The 20,123-nt window shown below is 71.4% G+C and carries 16 protein-coding genes; 6 read left to right on the forward strand and 10 right to left on the reverse strand.

Translation table 11 applies throughout. The features are described from left to right. Both POF73_RS21570 and POF73_RS21575 read right to left on the reverse strand, forming a co-directional pair. The gene (locus tag POF73_RS21570; protein ID WP_272117871.1) at positions 1 to 450 is read right to left on the reverse strand and encodes a DoxX family protein; all 450 of its coding nucleotides are present in this window, start codon (positions 448 to 450) and stop codon (positions 1 to 3) included. Positions 451 to 551: 101 nt separating this feature from the next. Continuing rightward, positions 552 to 1,463, reverse strand: a complete 912-nt coding sequence (locus POF73_RS21575) for an acyltransferase domain-containing protein (protein WP_272117873.1) — start codon at positions 1,461 to 1,463, stop codon at positions 552 to 554. 46 nt (positions 1,464 to 1,509) lie between these two features. Here POF73_RS21575 and POF73_RS21580 point away from each other — a divergent pair, with 46 nt between their 5' ends. After that, the gene (locus POF73_RS21580; RefSeq protein WP_272117875.1) at positions 1,510 to 1,815 is read left to right on the forward strand and encodes a DUF6343 family protein; all 306 of its coding nucleotides are present in this window, start codon (positions 1,510 to 1,512) and stop codon (positions 1,813 to 1,815) included. A 93-nt stretch (positions 1,816 to 1,908) separates the two neighbouring features. Here POF73_RS21580 and POF73_RS21585 read toward each other — a convergent pair whose 3' ends face one another. The 4 genes from POF73_RS21585 to rpsA all read right to left on the reverse strand — a co-directional run bounded on the left by POF73_RS21585 (position 1,909) and on the right by rpsA (position 5,737). Beyond that, positions 1,909 to 2,289: a tetratricopeptide repeat protein gene (locus tag POF73_RS21585; RefSeq protein ID WP_190070552.1), complete on the reverse strand. Its 381-nt coding sequence runs from the start codon at positions 2,287 to 2,289 to the stop codon at positions 1,909 to 1,911. Positions 2,290 to 2,339: 50 nt separating this feature from the next. Next, positions 2,340 to 3,005, reverse strand: coding sequence for a dephospho-CoA kinase (gene coaE, locus POF73_RS21590; protein ID WP_272117879.1), 666 nt, complete (start codon positions 3,003 to 3,005; stop codon positions 2,340 to 2,342). 56 nt (positions 3,006 to 3,061) lie between these two features. Further along, positions 3,062 to 4,000, reverse strand: a complete 939-nt coding sequence (locus tag POF73_RS21595; protein ID WP_272117881.1) for a PAC2 family protein — start codon at positions 3,998 to 4,000, stop codon at positions 3,062 to 3,064. A 237-nt stretch (positions 4,001 to 4,237) separates the two neighbouring features. Continuing rightward, positions 4,238 to 5,737 (reverse strand): 30S ribosomal protein S1, encoded by a 1,500-nt coding sequence (gene rpsA / locus POF73_RS21600; protein WP_272117882.1) that lies wholly within the window; start codon positions 5,735 to 5,737, stop codon positions 4,238 to 4,240. Positions 5,738 to 6,138: 401 nt separating this feature from the next. Between rpsA and POF73_RS21605 the strand changes: the two genes are divergently transcribed. Both POF73_RS21605 and hrpB read left to right on the forward strand, forming a co-directional pair. After that, on the forward strand, positions 6,139 to 6,978 hold the full coding sequence (locus POF73_RS21605; protein WP_272117926.1) for a class I SAM-dependent methyltransferase: 840 nt from the start codon (positions 6,139 to 6,141) through the stop codon (positions 6,976 to 6,978). A 4-nt stretch (positions 6,979 to 6,982) separates the two neighbouring features. Then, positions 6,983 to 9,478: an ATP-dependent helicase HrpB gene (gene hrpB / locus POF73_RS21610; RefSeq protein ID WP_272117883.1), complete on the forward strand. Its 2,496-nt coding sequence runs from the start codon at positions 6,983 to 6,985 to the stop codon at positions 9,476 to 9,478. Here the strand turns inward: hrpB and POF73_RS21615 are convergent. The 3 genes from POF73_RS21615 to POF73_RS21625 form a co-directional block, all read right to left on the reverse strand. Beyond that, positions 9,468 to 10,460: a DUF3068 domain-containing protein gene (locus tag POF73_RS21615; RefSeq protein ID WP_272117884.1), complete on the reverse strand. Its 993-nt coding sequence runs from the start codon at positions 10,458 to 10,460 to the stop codon at positions 9,468 to 9,470. The two genes, hrpB and POF73_RS21615, sit on opposite strands and share 11 nt — an antisense overlap. A 25-nt stretch (positions 10,461 to 10,485) precedes the next feature. After that, on the reverse strand, positions 10,486 to 10,620 hold the full coding sequence (locus POF73_RS21620) for an SPW_0924 family protein (RefSeq protein WP_272117885.1): 135 nt from the start codon (positions 10,618 to 10,620) through the stop codon (positions 10,486 to 10,488). Positions 10,621 to 10,786: 166 nt separating this feature from the next. After that, complete coding sequence (locus POF73_RS21625; protein ID WP_272117886.1) at positions 10,787 to 12,529, reverse strand: lytic transglycosylase domain-containing protein; 1,743 nt, start codon at positions 12,527 to 12,529, stop codon at positions 10,787 to 10,789. 338 nt (positions 12,530 to 12,867) lie between these two features. On the opposite strand from POF73_RS21625, the gene POF73_RS21630 reads away from it, so the two are divergent. Beyond that, entirely contained in the window at positions 12,868 to 13,794 is a 927-nt protein-coding gene (locus POF73_RS21630; protein ID WP_272117887.1) for a DUF4184 family protein, read from the forward strand. A gap of 587 nt (positions 13,795 to 14,381) precedes the next feature. Here POF73_RS21630 and polA read toward each other — a convergent pair. After that, complete coding sequence (polA, locus tag POF73_RS21635; RefSeq protein ID WP_272117888.1) at positions 14,382 to 17,108, reverse strand: DNA polymerase I; 2,727 nt, start codon at positions 17,106 to 17,108, stop codon at positions 14,382 to 14,384. 189 nt (positions 17,109 to 17,297) lie between these two features. On the opposite strand from polA, the gene POF73_RS21640 reads away from it, so the two are divergent. Beyond that, positions 17,298 to 19,577 carry an FdhF/YdeP family oxidoreductase gene (locus POF73_RS21640; RefSeq protein WP_272117889.1) on the forward strand — a complete coding sequence of 760 codons (2,280 nt, stop codon included), beginning with the start codon at positions 17,298 to 17,300 and terminating at the stop codon, positions 19,575 to 19,577. Positions 19,578 to 19,631: 54 nt separating this feature from the next. Then, positions 19,632 to 20,120 (forward strand): PaaI family thioesterase, encoded by a 489-nt coding sequence (locus tag POF73_RS21645; RefSeq protein WP_272117890.1) that lies wholly within the window; start codon positions 19,632 to 19,634, stop codon positions 20,118 to 20,120. Positions 20,121 to 20,123: the final 3 nt, after the last annotated feature.

Below are 20,123 nucleotides of genomic sequence, written 5' to 3' on the forward strand. Positions count from 1 at the left end.
TCACGCGCGCCGCCGTACCAGTCGCAGCAGATCCGCGTTGGAGCTCCGCCGCGCCCAGGCGATCAGGGCGAGCGGCACGATCAGGATGAGCGGTGTCGCCGCGTTCTCGCCGTCGAACGCGGTGATCGTGACGACGAACGCCCCCACCATCAGCGCGCTCAACGCCGTCGCCGCCACCGACTGCAGCACCGGGATCAACAACGCGATCGCACCGGCCAGTTCGAGTGCCCCGATGGTGTACATCCCCGCGCTGCCCCAGCCGAGCTGGTCGAAGCCCTCGGCCGCCGACGGGTGCGCGATCAGCTTGGGCAGTGCGCTCGCGATCGCGTAGAAGAGAGCGAGCAGAATCTGCAGTCCGCGCAGGGCGATACGGGCCCGGCGACCACGCGGGGTCGCGGACTCGGCGATGACGGTGCGGGAGGCAGAGGCGGGGGCGGTGGTCTCGGACATGGGGGTCTCCTGTGTTCAGCGGTCCGTGGTGCTGTCAGGGAGGTAGACCGACGCCCGCTGCCGAACTCATCGCCGTACGAGCGAAATTACCGACGGAAATCTCACCCGGTCCCGTCGAACGGCAGCCACCCGTGCCCGATGTACCAGTGGCCGCCCGCCCGTAGATGGTCCCCGACGGCCCGCTCGACCGCCGTGCGCCGCGGCAGGCTCTCGATCGGCAACTCCGGGTCACCGAAGACGAATTGGACCGGCTCGGTGTCGGCCGGCTCCCGGTCCTCGCGGGCGATGCGGAAACGCCCCTGGAACCGGACGATGTTGGAGTCCCCGGGAAGGTACTTCGCGAGCTGCCCGTCCAGCAGCCAGGAGTGGCAGGTCACCACCCGGTACCGCTCCTCGGGGAAGTGCCGCGCGAAGAACTCCCGGGCCAGCGCCAGGGACCGGTCGACGGCGGCCGGGGACAGCGGCCCGTGGAAGTCGGGGACGTGCAGATTGAGGCAGGGCGAGGCCGGACCCACGTCGGCTCCGGCCGCCGCGAGCCTGGTCCCCGTCCGCTGTCCGAGCCGCGCCCGCTCGAACTGGAGCCGGCCCAGCTGGTACAGCTCGCCGCGGAAGTGGTGGACGAGCCACCAGGGAGCCTGCACTCCCGCCCGGCCGTACCGTCTGCGGAACACGGCCATGTTCCGCCCGAGGTCGGCGAGGGTGCGCCGGGAGACGTCGGCCGGGACGCCCCGCTCACGGTGGTACGCGCGCGTGGACGGCAGCGCCGCGACGAACACGTACACCGGGAAGCAGCGCTGCAGGGCGCCCGCGGCCCAGTCGAGGTCGGGCAGGTCGACCGGGCCGCCGACCTGCCCCATCCCCCGGACGAGCTCGTCGACGGACCGCTCAAGGAACCCGCGCAGCTCCGGGTCGTCCGTCACCCGCCGGCCCATCCGAACGAGGTCGTTGATGTCCTCGTGGGGTACCTGGAGGTCGAGGAGCACTTCGGCGAGGTCATCGGTGTCCGGCAGCACGAGGCCCCCTGCGAGGAGTACGAGGAGTACGTTTCAAAGAGGAGTGATGGTTCCGATGCGTACGGGCAGTGAGCCGGTGACGGCACGCAGTGCACTGCGGGCCCGCTTCTGGCTGTGCGTGTGGGGCCTGGTCTGGGCGATCTTCGGCACCGTCGCGTTCACGCTCGCGGGCCGTCCCGGCTGGGCGGCGGCCTGCGCGGTGCTGTGGCTGGTGATCACGGTCGACATGGCGATGGTCCTCAGACACATCCGCCAGGGCCCGCACTACCAGCCGGGCCGAGACATACCGCCGTACCGTCCGCCCGAGGACCGCCCCTACCGGCCGCCACCACCGCGCGACCCGCACCCCTAGGGCGCTTCTGATGGATCTCCGCGGCGTCGCGACGCCGGGCACTCCCTCTCGCCGCACCGGAGAGCCGTCACCCCCGGTCCTCCTCGTGGCCGCTCACGCGTCGAACCGTGCCGCCTTGAGATACTGCGGGTTCGGATCGAGCGCGGCGGCCAGCCGGAAGTGCCGCTTGGCCTGGTCGGGTCTGCCCTGACGCTCGTAGGTCCGGGCGAGCGCGAAGTGCGCGAAGGCGTTGTCCGGCTCGCGCTCCAGCACGATGGTGAACTCCAGCTCGGCGGGCCGCAGTTGAGCGGCGGCGAAGAAGGCACGCGCGCGCAGCAGTCGGGCGGCGGTGTTCTCCGGGTGCATGGCGATGACCCCGTCGAGCAGCTTCACCGCGCCCCGCGGGTCCCGCGCGTCGAGCAGTTGCTCGGCGGCACGGAAGTCGATGACATGCGTCTCCGGAGTACGTCCGGTCGAACCGCTGGTCTCGGGCACGGCAGAGTCCTTCCCTCGCTGGCCGAGTTCAACGCGCGACCCGCGCGCCGCTATTCCTGGGGCGCCCGGGGCGCCCGGGACTGTGGGCTCCCCTGCACCCCGTCGGCCCGGCCCTCCTCCGTGTGCGCTCTGCGTACGAGCTCGTCCCACACGTCCTTCACGCGCCGCTGAAGCACGTCCAGCGGTACGTCGTTGTCGATCACGATGTCCGCGATCTCCCGGCGCTTCTCACGCGTCGCCTGCGCGGCCATCCGCGCGCGAGCGTCCTCCTCGGTCATGCCGCGCAGCCGCACGAGCCGGTCCAGCTGGGTCTCGTCGTCGGCGTCGACGACGACCACGACGTCGTACAGCGGCGCGAGCCCGTTCTCCGTGAGCAGCGGGACGTCGTGCACGACGACGGCGTCCCCGGCGGCGGCCTCCTCCAGCTCACGGGAGCGGGCCCCGACGAGCGGGTGCACGATCGAGTTGAGTACGGCGAGCCGGTCCGGGTCGGCGAAGACGATCGAGCCCAGCTTGGGCCGGTCCAGGCTGCCGTCCCCGGCGAGTACCTCCTCGCCGAACGCCTCCACGACGGCGGCGAGACCAGGCGTACCGGGCGCGACGACCTCCCGCGCGATCCGGTCCGCGTCGATCAGCACGGCTCCGCACTCGACGAGCAGCCGTGACACCTCGCTCTTGCCGGCACCGATGCCGCCGGTCAGGCCCACCTTCAACATGTGCCGCAGCTTAGGCCCTGCCACTGACATCACCACCCGGCAGGCCGGTTCGGCCCTCAGTTGTCGCCTTCCCGCTCCGCCAGGAACCGCTCGAACTCGCGGCCGATCTCGTCCGCCGACGGGATGTCCACCGGCTCGGCGAGCATGTTGCCCCGGGACTCGGCGCCGGCGACGGCGTCGTACTGGTGCTCCAGGCCCTCGACGAGGTTGGTGAGCTCGTCGTCGCCCTCGCGGATCTGGCGGTCGATCTCGTTCTGCGTGCGGTGCGCCTCCGTGCGCAGGGAGTGCGCGACGGCCGGCAGGACGAGCCCGGTGGCCGCGGTGACGGCCTCCAGGACGGTCAGCGCCGCGTCCGGGTACGGGGAGCGCGCGATGTAGTGCGGAACGTGCGCGGCGACGCCCAGCACATCGTGTCCGGCCTCCATCAGCCGGTACTCGATGAGGGACTCGGCGCTGCCGGGCACCTGCGCCTCGTCGAAGGGGCTGCTGTGGCCCGGGACGAGCTCGGTGCGGTTGCCGTGCGGGGTGAGGCCGACCGGGCGGGTGTGCGGGACGCCCATGGGAATGCCGTGGAAGTTCACGGACAGGCGGACCCCGAGCCGCTCCACGATCTCCTTGACGGCCGCGGCGAAGCGCTCCCACTCCACGTCCGGCTCGGGCCCGGACAGCAGCAGGAAGGGCGCCCCGGTGGCGTCCTGCACGAGCCGCACCTCGATGGCGGGGTCCTCGTAGCCGGCCCAGCGGTCGCGCTGGAACGTCAGCAGCGGGCGACGGGCGCGGTAGTCCACCAGCCGGTCGTGGTCGAAGCGGGCGACGACCTGGTGGGGCAGCGAGTCGAGGATCCGGTCGACGATCTGGTCGCCGGTCTCGCCCGCGTCGATGTATCCGTCGAAGTGGTAGAGCATGACAAGACCGGCCGACTCCTGGGCCAGCGCCATGTCGACGACAGCCAGCCCCTTCGGCTCCCACGCGTACAAACCCTGCGGATCAAGCACAGTGACCGCTCCTCCTCGTGTCCGTACATCACAACGCCCTTACCGGCGTGGGCATTCCCGGAGGAGGAGGCCAAGATCATATGAACGGCACGGACAACGCCGCCCGTCTTCAGGGGCGCGGGGAACTGCGCGACAGGCCCCCACCGGGCCGCAGCCAGATCTCAACCCACAAAACACTGAGGGACCGCACCTCGAAAGGTACGGCCCCTCAGATCAGAACCTACGGCTCAGTGAGCGTCAGCTCTGGCCACCCGCGAGCTTCTCGCGCAGCGCGGCAAGCGCCTCGTCGGACGCCAGCGCACCGGAGGTGTCCGCACCCTCGGAGGAGTACGAACCGCCACCACCGGCGGCCGGAGCCGCACCCGCGGCGTCCCCGCCCTCGGCGGCAGCGGCAGCGTCGGCCTCGCGGCTCTTGATGACCTGCTGCTGGTGCTGCTCGAAGCGCTGCTGCGCCTCGGCGTACTGGTGCTCCCACGCCTCGCGCTGGGTCTCGTAACCCTCAAGCCAGTCGTTGGTCTCGGGGTCGAAGCCCTCGGGGTAGATGTAGTTGCCCTGGTCGTCGTAGGACGCGGCCATGCCGTACAGGGTCGGGTCGAACTCGACCGTGGCCGGGTCGGCGCCGAAGGCCTCGTTGGCCTGCTTCAGCGAGAGGCTGATGCGACGACGCTCCAGGTCGATGTCGATGACCTTGACGAAGATCTCGTCGTTGACCTGGACGACCTGCTCCGGGATCTCCACGTGGCGCTCGGCCAGCTCGGAGATGTGGACCAGACCCTCGATGCCCTCGTCCACGCGGACGAACGCACCGAACGGAACCAGCTTCGTGACCTTGCCGGGCACGACCTGGCCGATCTGGTGGGTGCGGGCGAACTGCTGCCACGGGTCTTCCTGGGTCGCCTTCAGCGACAGGGAGACGCGCTCGCGGTCCATGTCGACGTCGAGGACCTCGACGGTGACTTCCTGGCCGACCTCGACAACCTCGGACGGGTGGTCGATGTGCTTCCAGGAGAGCTCGGAGACGTGGACCAGACCGTCGACGCCACCCAGGTCCACGAAGGCACCGAAGTTGACGATCGAGGAGACCACACCGGAGCGGACCTGACCCTTCTGGAGGGTCGTGAGGAACGTCTGGCGGACCTCGGACTGGGTCTGCTCCAGCCAGGCACGGCGGGACAGGACCACGTTGTTGCGGTTCTTGTCCAGCTCGATGATCTTGGCCTCAAGCTCCTTGCCCACGTAGGGCTGGAGGTCGCGAACACGGCGCATCTCGACCAGGGAGGCCGGGAGGAAGCCACGGAGGCCGATGTCGAGGATGAGACCACCCTTGACGACCTCGATGACGGTGCCGGTGACGATCCCGTCCTCTTCCTTGATCTTCTCGATGGTGCCCCAGGCACGCTCGTACTGGGCGCGCTTCTTCGAGAGGATCAGGCGGCCTTCCTTGTCCTCCTTCTGGAGAACAAGGGCTTCGATCTCGTCACCGACGGCGACGACCTCGTTGGGGTCGACGTCGTGCTTGATCGAGAGCTCACGGCTCGGGATAACGCCTTCGGTCTTGTAACCGATGTCGAGCAGGACCTCGTCCCGGTCGACCTTCACGATGACGCCGTCGACGATGTCGCCGTCGTTGAAGTACTTGATCGTCTCGTCGATCGCGGCGAGGAAGGCTTCCTCGTTACCGATGTCGTTGACCGCTACCTGCGGGGTGGTGGCGGTGGTCTCGGTGCTGCTCGTCATGTGGGAAAGGGCTCCGGTACGGACATTGAAGTCGTAGGTACTGCTACGCCGGGAGCCCGTATCGCTCTGAAGAAGCCGGACAGCCTAGGAAGCGCCACAGAAATACCGGTGGCGCCTCGACAACCGAGGGGACATACAACAGATGCGAGCGCAGCCTGCTACGTCTGAGGTGCGCAGGCCCGCAGCGCAACTTGTAGCATACGGGGGCAGCCGGACAGGGTCAATGCGCGAAGCCGCACACCCGGGGCGGATCGCCTCATACCCGGCACAAAACCTGTCTCTTGAGGCCACGCGGGCCTCGGGGCGTCCCTTACGTGACACTTCCGGGAGGGGCCGCGCCATTCAGGTGACGGAAGAGTACGACGAGGGAGCCGATCATCCAAGAGCCCGTATCGCCCGAGATCGCGTCCGACGCGTCGTCCCACGTCTCCGGCGCCCCCGACGATTCCTTCGAACCCGAGGCCACCCGGCGTTCGGCCGATGTCGCGGAGAGTTCCCGCGCCAACCGGGGCTGGTGGGACCGCAACGCGGACGAGTACCAGATCGAGCACGGCACCTTCCTCGGCGACGACCGTTTCGTCTGGGGTCCCGAGGGTCTGGACGAGGTGGAGGCCGAGCTGCTCGGCCCGCCGGAGGAGCTCAAGGGCAAGGACGTCCTGGAGATCGGCGCCGGCGCCGCGCAGTGCTCGCGCTGGCTGGCCGTGCAGGGGGCCCGCCCGGTCGCCCTGGACCTCTCCCACCGCCAGCTCCAGCACGCGTTGCGCATCGGGGCCGCGTTCCCGCTGGTGTGCGCCGACGCGGGTGCCCTCCCCTTCGCCGACGGCTCCTTCGACCTGGCGTGCTCGGCGTACGGCGCGCTGCCGTTCGTCGCCGACCCGGTGCTGGTGCTCAGCGAGGTGCGGCGGGTGCTGCGGCCGGGCGGGCGTTTCGTCTTCTCGGTCACCCACCCGATCCGCTGGGCGTTCCCCGACGAGCCGGGCCCGGAGGGGCTGAGCGTCTCCGCCTCCTACTTCGACCGGACGCCTTACGTCGAGCAGGACGAGGAGGGCCACGCGGTCTACGTCGAGCACCACCGCACGGTCGGCGACCGCGTCCGGGACGTCGTGGCGGCGGGGTTCCGGCTGGTGGACCTGGTGGAGCCGGAGTGGCCGGTCTGGAACACCTCGGAGTGGGGCGGCTGGTCGCCGCTGCGCGGGAACCTGATTCCGGGAACGGCGATCTTCGTCTGCGTACGAGACTGAGCGTGTGATCCGTTACGACGCCCTGGACGCGCTGCCCGTACGCGGCGCCCTGCCCGGTCTGTACGACGCTCTGGACGCGCACGGCACGGCGGTGCTGGTCGCGCCGCCCGGCACGGGCAAGACGACGCTGGTGCCGTTGGCGCTGGCGGGGCTGCTCGGTGAGGGACCGGCCCGGCGGGTCGTCGTCGCCGAGCCGCGGCGGATCGCCGCCCGGGCCGCCGCCCGGCGGATGGCGTGGCTGCTGGGCGAGAAGGTCGGCGCGAGCGTCGGGTACACCGTGCGCGGGGAGCGGGTCGTCGGGCCACGCGCGCGCGTGGAGGTCGTCACGACCGGTGTGCTGCTGCAACGGCTGCAGCGCGACCAGGAGCTCGCGGGCGTGGACGCGGTGGTACTGGACGAGTGCCACGAGCGGCATCTGGACGCGGACACGACCGCCGCGTTCCTGTGGGACGTACGGCAGACCCTGCGGCCGGAGCTGCGGCTGGTGGCCGCGTCGGCGACGACGGACGCGCAGGGCTGGGCGCGGCTGCTGGGCGACGCCCCGGTCGTGGCGGCGGAGGGCACCTCACACCCCGTGGAGGTCGTGTGGGCGCCGCCGGCCCGCCCCGTGCGGCCCCCGCACGGCATGCGGGTCGACCAGGCGCTGCTGACGCATGTGGCGTCGGTGGTGCGGCGGGCGCTGGCCGAGCGGGCGGGGGACGTGCTGTGTTTCCTGCCGGGCGTGGGCGAGATCGCGCGGGTGGCCGGGCAGCTGGCGGATCTCGGGGACATCGAGGTGTTGCAGGTGCACGGGCGGGCGCCCGCGGCTGTGCAGGACGCGGTGCTGGCGGGCGGGGAGCGGCGCCGGGTGGTGCTGGCGACGTCCGTGGCGGAGTCGTCGCTGACGGTGCCGGGGGTGCGGGTCGTCGTCGACTCCGGGCTGGCGCGGGAGCCTCGCGTCGACCACGCGCGCGGGCTGAGCGCGCTGGCGACGGTACGGGCCTCGCAGGCGGCGGGGCGGCAGCGGGCGGGGCGGGCCGGGCGGGAGGCGCCGGGGGCGGTGTACCGCTGCTGGGCGGAGGCGGAGGACGCGCGGCTGCCGCGCTTCCCGTCGCCGGAGATCAAGGTGGCCGACCTGACGGCGTTCGCGTTGCAGGCGGCGTGCTGGGGCGACCCGGAGGCCACCGGCCTGGCGTTGCTGGATCCGCCGCCGGGCGGGGCGATGGCGGCGGCGCGGAGCGTACTGACCGCCGTCGGGGCGGTGGACTCCGCCGGTGGAGCCACGCAGCGGGGTCTGCGTCTGGCCCGGTTGGGATTGCACCCCCGGCTGGGGCGGGCGCTGCTGGACGCGGGAGCCTCCGAGCGGGCCTCGGAGGTGGTGGCGCTGCTCAGCGAGGAGGCGCCCCGGGAGTACGGGGACGACCTCGCCGGTGCGCTGCGGGCGGCCCGGCGTGGGGGCGACGGGTACGCGGCGCGGTGGCGGGCGGAGGTGCGGCGGCTGCGGGCCGTCGTCGGGGAGGACTCCCAGCCGCCGGTCGCCCCTGCCGGGGAGCACGGCCTGGTCGGGCTCGTCGCCGCGCTCGCCTTCCCCGAGCGCATCGCCAAGGCCGACGGCGGCTCCTACCTCATGGCCTCCGGCACGCGCGCCGAGCTCCCCGACGGCTCCGCCCTCCGCGGGGCCCGCTGGATCGCCGTGGCCGTCGCCGACCGGCCCGTCGGCAAGGGGCACGCGCGCGTGCAGCTGGCCGCCGCGGTGGACGAGGACATCGCCCTGGCGGCGGCGCCGTCGCTGCACTCCGACACCCAGGAGGTCCATTGGGCCGACGGGGACGTCGTCGCCCGGCGGGTCGAGCGGCTGGGGGCGATCGAGCTGACGGCGCGTCCACTCAAGGACGCCGACCCCGCACTCGTACGCGATGCGCTTCTCGAAGGTCTGCGGCAGGACGGGCTCGGCCTGTTGCGCTGGTCCCCCGACGCCGAAGTGCTGCGGCAGCGGCTCGCCTTCCTGTATCTGCACCTCGGTGCGCCCTGGCCCGACGTCTGCGACGACGCGCTCCACGCACGCGTGGACGAATGGCTGGAGCCCGAGCTGAGCCGGGCGCGGCGGCGGGCCGACCTCGGGCGGATCGACGCCGGGGCGGCCCTCGACCGGTTGCTGCCGTGGGCCACGGGGGACGCCGGGCGGCTGGACGAGCTCGCGCCGGAGCGGATCGCCGTACCGAGCGGGTCCAGAATCCGGATCGACTACGGCAACCCCGAACAGCCCGTCCTCGCCGTGAAGTTGCAGGAGATGTTCGGGCTGCACGAGTCGCCGTCGGTCGCCGGGGTGCCGCTCCTCGTCCATCTGCTCTCCCCGGCCGGGCGCCCGGCGGCCGTCACCGCCGACCTCGCCTCCTTCTGGAAGGACGGCTACAAGGGCGTACGGGCGGAGCTGCGCGGCCGTTATCCCAGGCATCCGTGGCCCGAGGACCCCGCCGGAGCCGAGCCGACCCGGCACACCAACGCCCGGCTCAGGCGGTGACCGGTTCCGGTTCGGTGTCCTGGGCGGGACTGGGGTCGCCGGGGCGGCGGCCGCGTGCCTCCAGACAGAGGGAGAGGGACAGGAGCAGCAGTCCCAGGACCAGGAAGCCCCAGGGGAGATACGACGTCATCAGCAGGACCAGGGTGCGGTTGGACTTCACCAGGTCGACGGTGTGGTCGATGTAGTCCTCGCGCATCTTCACGTGGCCGGCGAACGCCGTCACCTTGTCGCGGTCGCCGAGGAGGGTGCCGCCGCGCAGTTCCTCCTTGTGGATCTCCTCGCCGTAGACGGGGGCGCCGGTGAGGGGTTCGACCCAGAACTTGCGGACGGTCGAGTACCAGCGGGTGGTGCCGGTCTTGGCGACCGACTCCGGGGTGATGCCCTTGACCGGCATCGCCTTGGGGAGCTTCACCTTGGTCCACGGGATGGTCTGCTCGAAGTAGTAGACCTCCACGCCGCGGAAGTCCTGGGTGCCCTTGTAGTGGATCGGCGCGCTGGTGCGGGTCTGGGCGTCGAAGTACTGGTAGTCCCGTTTCTCGGTCAGGAAGGGCCACTTGAACTCGATGCCCTCCCGTTTCACGGGGTCGCCGTCGACCGACTCGCCGGTGGCGTGGACGGGTTCCTGGGAGTGGGCGTCGAAGATGTAGCGCTCGGGGATCCTGGAGACCATCTTGCCGTCGGGGCCGACGACATAGGACAGGCCGTCCCAGACGACCACGTCCTTGCCCGCCGTCTTCTCGATCTTCTCGGAGGCTTCGACGTTGCCCTTCAGGGTCTGCACGATGGTGACCTCGGGGACCTTGCGGGCCTGCATCGTGCCGTAGTCGAGGAGGGTGGCGTCCTTCGCCTCCAGGACCATGTCCTGGTACTGGCCGGCCGGGATCTTGGCCAGGCGCGGGAAGGCGTACCAGCGCAGCAGTGGGGACAGGGCCGCGAAGAACACGGCGAGGGCGAGCAGGATCAGACTGGCCTTGCGGCGCATCTCGGCCTCCCTCCCGGACGGGCGGTTACGGATGTGCGGGCACGGTCGTCAGCAGCGGTTTCGGGGATGTCTCGCCCGCCGGTGAGCCCAGCGCGGTGAGCGTGAGGACCAGGGCGAGCGCGACGGCGAGACCGGTCGCGGCGGCGATCAGGGCGCGCATGCCTGCCTCCCGGCGGACGGAACCTTCAGGACCCGCGGAACTGATACATCGTCAGGTACGGCACCGTAGCAACGGGCGGGCGAGATGAGAACACGTTGCACACACGACGAAGGGCGCCCTGTCCGCCGTAGCGGAAGGGCGCCCCAGTCGGATCGTGCGGTGACGGCTAGGCGGACGGGCTCGGCGATGCCGACGTCGAGCCGGATGCCGACTCCGACGGGGTCGGGGTGGGTGTCGTCTCGGCCGCCGCCACCTTGAGCTCGACGGTCAGTGTCGCGCCGCCCGCGGTGTTGATGCGCAGCAGGAAGGTGCCGGCGGTGTCGTCGGCGTACAGCTTGGGCAGCTTGAGCAGGCCCTTGGCGTCCGTCGTCAGGCCGGTCAGGGTGCGCACGGGCTTGCCGTCGGCGTCCTTGAAGTAGGGGCCCTTGTCGTTCTCGGCCGGGTCGTCCGCCGACTTGATGAGGGTGGCGGTGGCCGCGACCTTGTCCGCGACGGCGCCCTTGTACGTCGCCTTCACCTCGACCTGGTCGGCGAACTCGCCGCCCGGGGTGCAGGTCAGCTCGGTGTCGCCGGTGCGGGCCAGGGTGTCGGCGGCGCGCTCGGTGACCGTGGCCGTGTAGTCCAGGCCGGGGAGCGAACGGCCGACGACGGTGGCCCGGACGACGAACGTGCCGGTGTCCTCGCCCGCCTTGAGCGCGGGCGCGATCGCCTCGCCGGCGCTGTTGGTGACCACGGCGGCGTACTTCTCGCCCGTGCTGAACGTGGCGTCGGTCCTGCCGACGATCGTGAAGCGGACCCGGACCTTCGCGACGCCCTTGCCGGCCTCGGTCTCGGCGCGGGCGCTGATCTTCTCGGTGAAGGTGTCGCCGGCCATCGCGGTGAGCTTGGCGGTGTCCGCGTCCTCCAGGTGGTCCACCGTGTCGGTGGGGGTGGGAGGCGTGGTGCTGGGCGGGGTCGGGCCCGGCGGGGTCGGCTTGGGGCTCGTGGAGCCGCCGCCCGGCCTGGGGCTGCTCGGCGCCGTCGGCTTCGCCGGTGTCGTGGGCGTGGTGGGCGTCGTCGGGGTGGGGCTCGCACCTGCCGAGTCGTCGCTGCGGCCGGACGGGAGGGTGCCGGTGCCGTCCGGGATCGCGTGGGTGCCCTTGCGGTAGTACTCCAGCCACGTCAGGACGAGGTTGAGGTAGTCCTGCGAGTTGTTGTAGCTGAGGATCGCGCGGTCGAGGTCGTCCTGGGTGGACAGGTCCCAGCCGTTGCGGCACAGGTAGTGGGCGGCGGCGAGCGCGGCGTCGTAGATGTTGTTGGGGTTGCTCTCGCCGTCGCCGTTGCCGTCGCGGCCGGCCCACTTCCAGGTGGAGGGGATGAACTGCATGGGGCCCACGGCACGGTCGTAGGTGCTGTCCCCGTCGTAGGCGCCGCCGTCGGTGTCGCTGATGCTCGCGAAGCCGTTGCCGTTGAGCTGCGGGCCGAGGATCGGGGAGAGCGTGTCGCCGTTCGCGTCGACCCGGCCGCCGCGGGCCTGGCCGGACTCGACCTTGCCGATGGCGGCGAGGAGTTGCCAGGGCAGGTTGCAGCCGGGCTTGGCCTCCCTGAGCGCGGTCTCGGCCTTCTTGTAGGCGTCCAGGACGGTCGCGGGGATGCCCGCCTCGCCGGTGCCCGGCGTGACCGGGGTGTCGGCGGAGGGTGCGGGGCTGGGGCTGTTGAGCGGCGGCAGGTCCGTGTAGTAGGGCGAGTTGCCGGTCGCGCTGTCCTCGGCCGGCGCGTCCGGCGAGGGCCGGGTTCCGGTGGTGACCCTTCTGCCGGCGTCGTCGGTCGTCACTCCCGGAGCCTGGGACGCGGCCAGTGCCGCGACCACGACCGCCGCGACGGTGGTGTTCACCGCGCCCTTGCGGAGCCTGCCGAATTGCGCCGCCATGTAATGGACCCCTCCCGTGGACGCCCGAGCGCCCGCCTCTGTCTGCCGGGCTCGCCGTGTCGTGCCCGCCCCTGTAGTGACGATCGACCCGCCGCGACAGTTGCCCTCGCGGCAGGCTTTCCGTCGCTGTTCATCTGTGCGGCCGTGTTTCCCCGGCACCGTGACCCAGGCGACCCTACGACAACTTCCTTTGCAGGGGCACCCGTTGGTGCCCGATTTTTACCGGTTGGCCATGTGCGGTCCGTCCGTCGGATACCCCTCCCGGATGTCCCGCATACTGGCTTCCCCGACGACCCGGGCCGGACCGGTCCAGCCAACATCGCACAGGAGGAGCCCCGTTGCCGTTCACGCTCAGCCACGCGGCGGCCGTACTGCCCGCCGTACGCACCGACGGAACCGGCCGGGGCAGGCTCGTACCGGCCGTGCTGGTGGCGGGTTCCTTCGCTCCCGACATGACCTATTACGCGGCGAGTGTCCTGTCCGGGGCGATGGAGTTCGGCGATGTCACGCACTCGTTCGCCGGCGTGTTCACGGTCGACGTGGTGATCGCCTGGGCACTGGTGGGCCTGTGGCTCCTGCTGCGCGAACCACTGGTGGCCCTGCTGCCGGTGCGGCGCCAGGCGCGGGTGGCCACGCTGCTGCGCTGCGGGGCGCCACGCGCGCGGGTACGGCCGTCGCTCGTGCTGCGCTGGTACGTCTCGGCCGTGCTCGGTGCGCTGACGCATGTCGTGTGGGACGCGTTCACGCATCTCGACCGCTGGGGGATGCGGCTGTTTCCCGTCCTGGGCGAGGAGATCGCGGGCTCGCCGCTGTACTGGTATCTGCAGTACGGCGGTTCGGCCGTCGCCGCGGTGGTCATCGCCGTCTTCGTGGTCGTGGCGCTACGGCGGACCCGTGCGGCCGCGCCGGCCGGGGTTCCGGTCCTTTCGGTGCGGGACCGGTGGTGCGCCGCCGCGGTGATCGGCGGTCTGGCCACGGTGGCGGCGGTGCAGCGGGCCTCGCGGTGGTGGGACTACTGGGGATCGACCGCGAAGTATTGGGAGCTGATTCCGACGCTCTGCTTCGGGGCGGGCGCGGGGCTCGTGCTCGGGCTGCTGCTGTACGCCGTGGGGGTCAGGGTGTGGCGTCCGGTGCGGGGCCCTGGTGGTGGGAGTGCGGGTGCTGATGCGGGTGCGGATGCGGGCTCTGGCTCGGGCTCTGGCTCTGGCTCTGGCTCGCGTTCGGGTGAGGCCGGTCGGGAGGCGAGTCGGCCTGGGGCTCGGTGACGGTGCCCGCGGTCGCGATGAACACGGTGACCGTGCGGACGGGGCGGGACCGTGGGAGCAGGGCGCGGGCCAGCGCCAGATAGCTGCGGGTGAGATCCGCCCAGTCCTGTGCCCGGCGAGGGAGGCGGCGCCGGCAGGCCGTTGCCCTGAGCCGCAGGGCGGTCACCAGGTCGGTGGGGATGCGGGCGGTGCTTGCGCGGGCGGCGAAGGGCGGGACCGACGGCGGCTCTGTGGAGGGGGCGGCCTCGGTGTTCACGTTCGCCGGTGCCGGGGTCGTCCGGCGGTTGAGCGTGCGTATACCCATGACCGCATCCTTACGGGAGGCGGGGGTGGGGGGCGCTTTTGCGGGGGCCACGAGAGTGACGGGCCCTCCGGGGTGGGCCGGGTCCCCATGTGAGTGCCGGGTTGAGGTGGTTTCGGGGCTCCGGGTAGGTCGTGGCTGGTCGCGCCCGCGCGGCGGAGCCGCACATCGAGACAGCCCCGCGCCCCTTTGAGGGCGTTGCGGTTCCGCCGCCCAAGAAGTTCGCTCGGTGCCGGGCCGGGTGGGTAACCGGGCCCGGCACCAAGGTGGAGCCTTCCGCCGGGGGCTAGTGCGCCGCCGATTCCCAGTCCGGGCCTGCGCCCACCGAGACGCCCAGCGGGACGTTGAGGTGGACGGCGTTGGACATCTCCTGGCGGACCAGGGCTTCTGTGGCCTCGCGCTCGCCGGGGGCGATTTCGAGGACGATTTCATCGTGGACCTGGAGGAGCATGCGGGAGGTGAGGCCGGCCTCGCGCAGGGCCTGGTCGACCTTGAGCATGGCGATCTTGACGATGTCCGCCGCCGTGCCCTGGATGGGGGCGTTGAGGGCCATGCGCTCTGCGGCCTCGCGGCGCTGGCGGTTGTCGCTGTTGAGGTCGGGGAGGTAGCGGCGGCGTCCGAAGAGGGTCGCCGTATAGCCGGTTGCCCGGGCCTCGTCGACCGCGCGGCGCAGGTAGTCCCGTACGCCGCCGAACCGCTCGAAGTAGGCGTCCATCAGGGCGCGGGCCTCGCCCGCGTCGATGTTCAGCTGCTGGGAGAGGCCGAAGGCCGACAGGCCGTACGCCAGGCCGTAGGACATGGCCTTGATCTTGCGGCGCATCTCCGCGTCCACCGCGGCGGGTTCCACCGCGAAGACCTGGGAGGCGGCCGTGGTGTGCAGGTCCTCGCCGGAGGTGAACGCCTGGATCAGGCCCTCGTCCTCGGAGAGGTGGGCCATCACGCGCAGTTCGATCTGGCTGTAGTCGGCCGTCATCAGGGACTCGAAGCCCTCGCCGACCACGAAGCCCCGGCGGATCGCCCGGCCCTCGTCCGTGCGGACGGGGATGTTCTGCAGGTTCGGGTCCGTGGAGGACAGCCGGCCCGTCGCGGCCACCGTCTGGTTGAAGGTGGTGTGGATGCGGCCGTCGGTCGCGATCGTCTTGATCAGGCCCTCGACGGTGACGCGGAGCTTCGCCTGCTCGCGGTGGCGGAGCATGATGACCGGCAGTTCGTTGTCGGTCTGGGTGGCGAGCCAGGCCAGGGCGTCGGCGTCCGTGGTGTAGCCGGTCTTCGTCTTCTTCGTCCTGGGCAGGGCGAGTTCGCCGAAGAGGACCTCCTGCAGCTGCTTGGGCGAGCCGAGGTTGAACTCGTGCCCGGCCGCCGCGTGCGCCTCCTTCACGGCCTGCTGCACGGCGCCCGCGAACATCTGCTCCATGGCCTCCAGATGGGCCCGGTCGGCCGCGATGCCGTGTCGCTCCATGCGGGCCAGCAGGGCCGAGGTCGGCAGCTCCATGTCACGGAGCAGGTCCGCGGCGCCGACCTCCTCCAGACGGCTCTCGAAGGCCTCGCCCAGGTCGAGGACCGCGCGGGCCTGGATCATCAGCGCCTCGGCCTCGGCGCCGTCGTCCGTGCCGAAGGCCAGCTGGCCGTCGGCCGCGGCGGCGGGGGCCAGCTCGCGGTGGAGGTACTCCAGGGACAGCGCGTCCAGGTCGAAGGAGCGGCGGCCCGGCTTGACCAGGTAGGCGGCGAGCGCGGTGTCCATGCGCACGCCCTCGATGCTCCAGCCGTGCTCGGCGAAGACCCGCATCGCGCCCTTGGCGTTGTGGAAGACCTTCGGCCTGGCGGCGTCGGCCAGCCAGGCCGCGAACGCCTTCTCGTCGGCCTCGTCCAGCTGCGACGGGTCGAACCAGGCGGCGGCGCCGTCGGCCGCGGCGAGGGCGACCTCGGAGACGGAGCCGGCGCCGAGCGCCCAGGTGTCGACGGTGGCCACGCCGAGGGGCTCACCGCCGTGCCCGGTCAGCCAGGGGCCCAGCTCACCGGTGCCGAGCACGGAGCCGTCGATCTCCACGCCCTCCGTCGCGACCGGCGTGGTCTCGGCCTCCTCGGCGCCGGGGTCGACGCCGTAGAGCCGCTCACGCAGGGAGGGGTTACGGATCTCCAGGGTGTCCAGGATCATCGCGACGGCCTTGCGGTCGTACGGCTCGCGCGCGAGGTCGGTGACGGTCTTGGGCAGCTCGACGGCCCGCTCCAGCTCGGTCAGCCGGCGGTTCAGCTTGACGGCCTCCAGGTGGTCGCGGAGGTTCTGGCCGGCCTTGCCCTTGACCTCCTCGACGCGCTCGACCAGCTCCGCGAACGAGCCGAACTGGTTGATCCACTTCGCGGCGGTCTTCTCGCCGACACCGGGGATGCCCGGGAGGTTGTCGGACGGGTCGCCGCGCAGGGCCGCGAAGTCGGGGTACTGGGCGGGCGTCAATCCGTACTTCTCGACGACCTTCTCCGGGGTGAACCGGGTGAGCTCGGATACGCCCTTCGTCGGGTACAGCACCGTGGTGTGCTCGCTGACCAGCTGGAAGGAGTCGCGGTCGCCGGTGACGATCAGCACCTCGAAGCCGGCGGCCTCGGCCTGGGTGGCGAGGGTGGCGATCACGTCGTCGGCCTCGAAGCCGTCGACCGCGAACCGGGAGACGTGCATCGCGTCGAGCAGTTCGCCGATCAGCTCGACCTGGCCCTTGAACTCGTCCGGGGTCTTGGAGCGGTTCGCCTTGTACTCCGTGAACTCCTCGGAGCGCCAGGTCTTGCGGGACACGTCGAAGGCCACCGCGAAGTGGGTGGGCGCCTCGTCGCGCAGGGTGTTGGCCAGCATCGACGCGAAGCCGTAGATCGCGTTCGTCGGCTGGCCCGTCGCGGTGGTGAAGTTCTCCGCGGGCAGCGCGAAGAACGCTCGGTAGGCCAGCGAGTGCCCGTCCATGAGCATCAGGCGGGGCCGGCTGCCGCCGGGGTTGGTCTCGGTCTGCTTCGATGCTGTCTCTGCCACGCCCACGATCCTGCCACGCCCCACTGACACTCGGTCCCCATCGGGGGTACGGCTCCCCTGGGACCGCCGGGCTTCGCCGGGCCCGGCCGGCGCCCCCCTCTCCCCGCCCGGGCCCACCCCGCGCACTGTCCGTCCCCCGTGCGAGGATCGGAGATGTAGCTCACACGTGTACGTGAAGGGGAGTGCGCGATGGCCACCAAGCCGCCCAAGGGTGATCCGGTTCAGGACGCGCCGCAGGTCGCCGAGCCGAAGCATGCGGCTGCGGGGTTGCCGGCGATCGGGCACACCCTGCGTATCGCGCAGCAGCAGATGGGCGTGAAGCGGACCATGCTGACGCTGCTCAGCGTCAACCAGAAGGACGGCTTCGACTGCCCGGGGTGTGCCTGGCCGGAGCCCGATCACCGGCACAAGGCGGAGTTCTGCGAGAACGGCGCGAAGGCGGTGGCCGAGGAGGCGACCCTGCGCCGGGTCACCCCGGAGTTCTTCGCCGCGCACTCCGTCGCCGACCTCGCGACCAGGAGCGGGTACTGGCTGGGGCAGCAGGGACGGCTGACGTATCCGATGTTCCTGCCCGAGGGCGGCACGCACTACGAGCCGGTCTCCTGGGAGCGCGCCTTCGACATCATCGGCGAGGAGATCACCGCCCTCGCCTCCCCCGACGAGGCCGTCTTCTACACCTCCGGCCGCACCAGCAACGAGGCGGCGTTCCTCTACCAGCTCTTCGCGCGCGAGCTCGGCACCAACAATCTGCCGGACTGCTCGAACATGTGCCACGAGTCGTCCGGGTCGGCGCTGAACGAAACGATCGGCATCGGCAAGGGCAGCGTTCTGCTGGAGGACCTGTACAAGGCCGACCTGATCATCGTCGCCGGGCAGAACCCGGGTACGAACCACCCGCGCATGCTCTCCGCCCTGGAGAGGGCCAAGGCGAACGGCGCGAAGATCATCAGCGTCAACCCGCTCCCCGAGGCCGGCCTGGAACGCTTCAAGAACCCGCAGACCCCGCGGGGCATGCTCAAGGGCGCCGCGCTCACCGACCTCTTCCTGCAGATCCGCATCGGCGGCGACCAGGCCCTCTTCCGGCTCCTCAACAAGCTGATCCTGGAGACGCAGGGCGCCGTCGACGAGGAGTTCGTGCGCGAGCACACCCACGGCTACGAGGAGTTCGAGGCAGCCGCACGGGCCGCCGACTGGGACGAGACGCTCGCCGCGACCGGCCTCACCCAGGAGGACATCCGGCAGGCCCTGGCCATGATCCTGGCCTCGGAGCGCACCATCGTGTGCTGGGCCATGGGTCTCACCCAGCACAAGCACTCGGTGCCGACCATCCGCGAGGTCGTCAACTTCCTTCTGCTGCGCGGCAACATCGGCCGCCCCGGCGCGGGCGTGTGCCCGGTGCGCGGTCACTCGAACGTGCAGGGTGACCGCACCATGGGCATCTTCGAGCGGCCCGCCCCCGCCTTCCTGGACGCCCTGGAGAAGGAGTTCGGGTTCACGCCCCCGCGCGAGCACGGCTACGACGTCGTACGGGCCATCCGGGCGATGCGCGACGGCGAGGCGAAGGTCTTCTTCGCGATGGGCGGCAACTTCGTGTCCGCCACGCCCGACACGGACGTCACCGAGGCGGCGATGCGGCGCGTCCGGCTGACCGTGCACGTGTCCACGAAGCTCAACCGCAGCCACGCCGTCACCGGCGCCCGTGCGCTGATCCTGCCCACCCTCGGCCGCACCGAGCGCGATCTTCAGGGCAGTGGTGAGCAGTTCGTGACGGTCGAGGACTCGATGGGCATGGTGCACGCCTCCCGGGGGCGCCTGGAGCCCGCGAGCAGGCAACTGCTGTCCGAGCCGGCGATCGTCTGCCGACTGGCACGCCGCGTGCTGGGCGAGGGCAGCCTGACGCCCTGGGAGGAGTTCGAGAAGGACTACGCGACGATCCGGGACCGTATCGCGCGGGTCGTCCCCGGCTTCGAGGACTTCAACGCGCGCGTGGCCCGCCCGGGCGGCTTCACCCTCCCGCACGCCCCGCGCGACGAGCGCCGCTTCCCCACGGCGACGGGCAAGGCCAACTTCACCGCGGCTCCGGTCGAGTACCCGGAGGTGCCGGAGGGGCGGCTGCTGCTGCAGACGCTGCGGTCGCACGACCAGTACAACACCACGATCTACGGCCTTGACGACCGTTACCGGGGGATCAAGAACGGCCGCCGGGTCGTGATGATCAACCCCGAGGACGCGCAGCGGCTGAACATCGCCGACGGCTCGTACGTCGACCTGGTCGGCGAGTGGAAGGACGGCATCGAGCGCCGGGCGCCCGGCTTCCGCGTCGTGCACTATCCGACGGCACGGGGCTGTGCGGCCGCGTACTACCCGGAGACCAATGTCCTGGTCCCGCTGGACGCCACCGCGGACACCAGCAACACCCCGGCCAGCAAGTCCGTGGTCGTACGTCTGGAACAATCGGCGGCCGACTGAGCGTTTGCTCAGTCGACTGTCACCGACCGGGCAAGACGAACGGAGCCGGACCCCATGGGCGAGCAGCAGCACGTGAAGTTCCCGCAAGAGGTCATCGACGAGTACGCCGCTCTCGGCGTCGACCTGCCGGCCCTGTTCTCCGCCGGGCACCTCGGGACCCGGATGGGTGTCCAGATAGTGGAAGCCTCCGCCGAGCGGGTCGTCGGGACCATGCCGGTCGAGGGGAACACCCAGCCGTACGGGCTGCTGCACGGCGGCGCGTCCGCGGTGCTCGCCGAGACGCTGGGTTCGGTGGGGTCGATGTTGCACGCCGGCAGCTCCAAGCTCGCCGTCGGCGTGGACCTGAACTGCACCCATCACCGGGGCGCCCGCTCCGGCCTCGTGACCGGAGTGGCCACGCCGCTGCACCGGGGCCGCTCGACGGCGACGTACGAGATCGTGATCAGCGACGAGCAGGGCAAGCGGGTGTGCAGTGCGCGGCTGACCTGTCTGCTGCGGGACGTGAACCCGGGCGACGGGGAGCACCTGCGCTCGGCGGGCTGACAG

The sequence above is a fragment of the Streptomyces sp. HD genome (assembly GCF_028369295.1).
Classification (GTDB): Bacteria; Actinomycetota; Actinomycetes; order Streptomycetales; family Streptomycetaceae; genus Streptomyces.

Bases quoted from the DNA above. Each gene is read 5' to 3' on its own strand.
- POF73_RS21625 (WP_272117886.1), bottom strand. From the start codon at position 12,529: ATGGCGGCGCAATTCGGCAGGCTCCGCAAGGGCGCGGTGAACACCACC.
- coaE (WP_272117879.1), bottom strand. From the start codon at position 3,005: ATGTTGAAGGTGGGCCTGACCGGCGGCATCGGTGCCGGCAAGAGCGAG.
- POF73_RS21620 (WP_272117885.1), bottom strand. From the start codon at position 10,620: ATGCGCGCCCTGATCGCCGCCGCGACCGGTCTCGCCGTCGCGCTCGCC.
- rpsA (WP_272117882.1), bottom strand. From the start codon at position 5,737: ATGACGAGCAGCACCGAGACCACCGCCACCACCCCGCAGGTAGCGGTC.
- POF73_RS21645 (WP_272117890.1), top strand. From the start codon at position 19,632: ATGGGCGAGCAGCAGCACGTGAAGTTCCCGCAAGAGGTCATCGACGAG.
- POF73_RS21615 (WP_272117884.1), bottom strand. From the start codon at position 10,460: ATGCGCCGCAAGGCCAGTCTGATCCTGCTCGCCCTCGCCGTGTTCTTC.
- POF73_RS21580 (WP_272117875.1), top strand. From the start codon at position 1,510: ATGGTTCCGATGCGTACGGGCAGTGAGCCGGTGACGGCACGCAGTGCA.
- POF73_RS21640 (WP_272117889.1), top strand. From the start codon at position 17,298: ATGGCCACCAAGCCGCCCAAGGGTGATCCGGTTCAGGACGCGCCGCAG.
- POF73_RS21570 (WP_272117871.1), bottom strand. From the start codon at position 450: ATGTCCGAGACCACCGCCCCCGCCTCTGCCTCCCGCACCGTCATCGCC.